We start from the raw sequence: 3,503 nt of genomic DNA, 5'->3' as shown, positions 1-3,503 counted from the left end.
ATGGTGGTGAGAGGCGCGGTGGGGAGGCCGGCTACGGGCTCGACCGCGGCGCCCCACAGCCGGCCCAGGCTCCAGGCCGAGATGTCGTACATCGCCGTCACCCTGCCGCTGATGTCACGGCCGTCGGCCAACAGGGCGTTCGCCAGGCCGCGTTTGGGCTGGTGCATGTCGACGACGTACGGGCCGGTCGCCGCGCGTAGCACGCGGACGTCGTTGGCGATGAGATGAGCGACGAGACGGGCGCCCGCGGTGTCGGCCGCAATGGTGTAGCCGCGGGGGAATTCGGTCGTGCAGACGTCCTCGGGGCCGATGCCCGGGACCCCCGGGACGGTCCGCGCCGACACGGGTACCTGTCCGGCGCCCGCCGCACCTCGCCGGAACATCTCGACCTGGTCGGCGATGAGCGAACTACGGTGGGAGCGGGTGAAGTCGAGGGTGGCACGCATGGCCGCGCCCGCGACAGCCACGTTGATCGCGGCGCGGCGGTGCAACTCGGCGGTGGGGAGGGTGTCGTAGGCCGAGTTGTCGACCTGGAGCGGGATCTCGACCGTGTGGGCGGCCACCGCGCCCTGGAACGCCGCGTACTGCGGGGTGAAGACCGGAGGCCAGTCGTCCCAGCCCTCCGACTGGTCCCGGAAGGGGATCTGGACGGGCTCGACGCCGTCCTTGGCCGGTGTGTAGCCGAGGGCGTTGACGGCGGTCTCCATGCCCAGGGCGTTGGCGTAGGTGTTCTTGAGGAAGAGGTCGTACTCGTAGTTCTCGCCGTGCGGGGGAGTGGCCGGCTCGATGAGGGTGCCGTTGACGTAACCGTGCAGGTCGAGCAGGACGGCGGGCTGTCTGTCGATCGTGATCGCGCGGATCGCGCGGGCCTCGGGCTGCGAAGCGGTGATCAGGTCCCGGTTCAGATCGAAGCCGTTGGCGTTCGCGCGGGTGCCCGCGATACGGCCGTCGGGGTTCGCGGTGATGTTGAAGTAGAGGCGGCTGTGCGCCAACAGGTCGTTGGTTTTCGTGTCGTTGGCGGTGGCGAGCTGCTGGATGAGGTCGAGGGAGGCGTCGGTGCCCTCGCGTTCGTCGCCGTGGATGTTGTTGTCGAAGAGGACCGGGGTCTTGTAACCGGCCTTGATCTCAAGTGACTTGGCGGCGGTGGCGGGCGCGTTCTCGATGAGGTCGCGCATCCGTTCCTGGGCGGTGGCCTGGTCGGCGGTCTCCGGCGCGGTGACCGTGACGAGGTAGAGCCGGTGCCCGCCGGCCGAGACGCCCGCGACCTCGACACTCACCCGATCACCCAGCCGCTGGAGGGAGTTCAGGCGCGGGGCGAGGGCGTGGTACGGGGTCAGGCCGAGCTTGAGGGACGTGTCGGCGGGGTTCGCCGGGTCGGCGGAGAGAACCTGGCGGCGCGGGTAGCCGAGGCGGGGGTCGGTGCGCGGGACGGTGGCGGTGAGAGCGCGGCGGGCGGCGCCGGCGGACGCGCGGCCGGCGTAACGGTCGGGGCCGGAGCCCTCACGGACGGTCGGGTCGGGCGCGGAACCCCGGCGGGGGACGGGCCGCGGCGTGGCGTCCGCGGTGCGGGGCTGGAGCAGGAGCGAACCGGCGGCGGTGGTCAGGGCGACGGCGGTGATCAGAACGGGTCTCGGGGGGACGGCTCTGGCAATGGTGCGCACGCGTACCTCCTCTTTGGTTCCAGAGATCGGTACGGCGAGCCGCACCTGTTCGACTCAACGGTGAACAGGAAGTTGTCGGTGTCGTCGATGCCCCGTATGGCGCATTCAGGGGGCCGGGGAGGGGGCATGCTGAACACAGGTCACCGGTACCGGGCAGCGGACGCGGCCGGTTGGGCATGGTCGTGTTCGTCCACGTACCGCTGCGCACGACTGCGTACGGCGAGGAGGTCCCAGGTCCCATGGCAACGATTCCTTCGATCCCCAGCAGGGACGAGGTGCTGCGGATGGCACGCAGCACCACCGACATCACCGGCCAACTCCTGGACACGGCCGGGAACATCACCAGGATCGCGATCAACACCCTTGATCCACGGGACGGTTCGGGCGCCGAGGCGCTACGGGTCCTGCGCGAGACCACCGCCGAACTGGCCGAGGCGAGCGCGTCGCCGCAGGCCCAGGAGGCGTTCTACCGCATCGTCGACACCCTGACCCGGCTCGGCACGACCGGCGCGCCCCTTGCCGTGCACCCGGTGAGCGCACCGGCGCAGGCGCTGCTGACCGTGCTCGGCGACAGCCTGCTGCCCGTCCTGGACGCGGTGGAACCGGCGGTCGAGGAGTTCGCCACGGCACTCGGCGACCTGGTCGAGGCGGCGGCCCCGCTGTTGCCCGCGGCGGCGGGAGTGGCCGCGGGCGTCCTGCTGGCCCTCACCCCGCTGATCCGCGCGCTGGCCGACACCCTGGCCGACGCGTCCCCCGAACTCCGGCGCGTGGCCGAGGCGTTGACGGCGGCGCTGGCTCCGCTGCTGCCGTTCCAGGTCGCCCTCGCGCAACGGGCGGCCACCGCGGGCGTGAACGTGATCCGGGCCGCCCTGCCCCCGCTCGCCGACCTCACGGAAGCCGCGGCGGCGACCACGAAGGTGGCCGGCCCGGTCCTGGTCGCGGGCGAGGAACTCCTGGTCTCCGCCCTGGAACACATCCAGCCGGCCCTCCTCGCGGCGACCTCCCGCGCGGGCCGGGTGGCCCGGGCGACGGCGGTACGGGTGACGGCGGCGGTGTCGCCGACGGCGGACCGGGGGGTCGTGGTGGCGGTGTCGAACGCGAGTGCGTAGCGGTGTCGACCGCGCGTGAGGCGCACCGTAAAGTTCGCCCCATGCATGATCTTGGGGCCGGGTTCGGCTATCTCCTGAAGGGCCAGCGCTGGATGGCGCGGCACGGGAGGCACTACGGCTTCGGGCTGATCCCCGGCCTGATCACGCTGGTCCTGTACGTGGCGGCGCTGGTCGCGCTGGCGATCTGGGGCCAGGACTTCGTCACCTGGGCGACGCCCTTCGCGGACGACTGGTCGAGCCCGTGGCAGGGCCTGTTCCGCGGCTTCCTCACGGCGGTGCTGTTCGTACTGGCCCTGCTGCTCTCGGTGTTGACGTTCACGGCCGTCACGCTGCTCATAGGCCAGCCGTTCTACGAGACCCTCTCCGAGAAGGTCGACCGGGACGTCTCCCCGGACGGCACGGCCCCCGAATCGGGCCTCCCCCTCTGGCGCGAACTGTGGATCTCGGCCCGCGACAGCCTCCGCATCCTGGTCCGCGCGGTGCTGTGGGGCATCCTCCTCTTCGCCCTGGGCTTCGTCCCGTTCATCGGCCAGACGGTCGTCCCGGTGATCGGGTTCTTCGTCACGGGCTTCTTCCTCACGGAGGAGCTGACGGCGGTCGCCCTCCAACGCCGGGGCATCGACCTCCGCGCTCGCCTCACCCTCCTCCGCTCCCGCAAGACCCTGATCTGGGGCTTCGGCACCCCCCTCGGCCTCTCCTTCCTGGTCCCGTTCGTCGCGGTGTTCCTGATGCC

The 3,503-nt window shown here is 71.5% G+C and carries 3 protein-coding genes; 2 read left to right on the top strand and 1 reads right to left on the bottom strand.

Going from position 1 to position 3,503, the window contains the following annotated elements:
• Nucleotides 1–1,661 (bottom strand): M14 family zinc carboxypeptidase (locus tag AC31A1_RS48760; protein ID WP_489659486.1); only part of this gene is annotated, 1,661 nt, incomplete at its 3' end.
• 239 nt (nt 1,662–1,900) lie between these two features.
• Between AC31A1_RS48760 and AC31A1_RS48755 the strand changes: the two genes are divergently transcribed.
• Entirely contained in the window at nt 1,901–2,770 is an 870-nt protein-coding gene (locus tag AC31A1_RS48755; protein ID WP_489659485.1) for a hypothetical protein, read from the top strand.
• Nucleotides 2,771–2,811: 41 nt separating this feature from the next.
• Nucleotides 2,812–3,503, top strand: a 692-nt coding sequence (locus AC31A1_RS48750) for an EI24 domain-containing protein (protein ID WP_489659484.1), incomplete at its 3' end; no start/stop codon positions are given.

It is taken from the genome of Streptomyces sp. P5F9 (assembly GCF_057961495.1).
Note: the sequence above shows the minus strand (reverse complement) of the source record. Positions and strands in the feature narration are given on the sequence as shown.

Coding starts and splice junctions, on each gene's coding strand:
- AC31A1_RS48755 (WP_489659485.1), top strand. CDS start 1,901: ATGGCAACGATTCCTTCGATCCCCAGCAGGGACGAGGTGCTGCGGATG.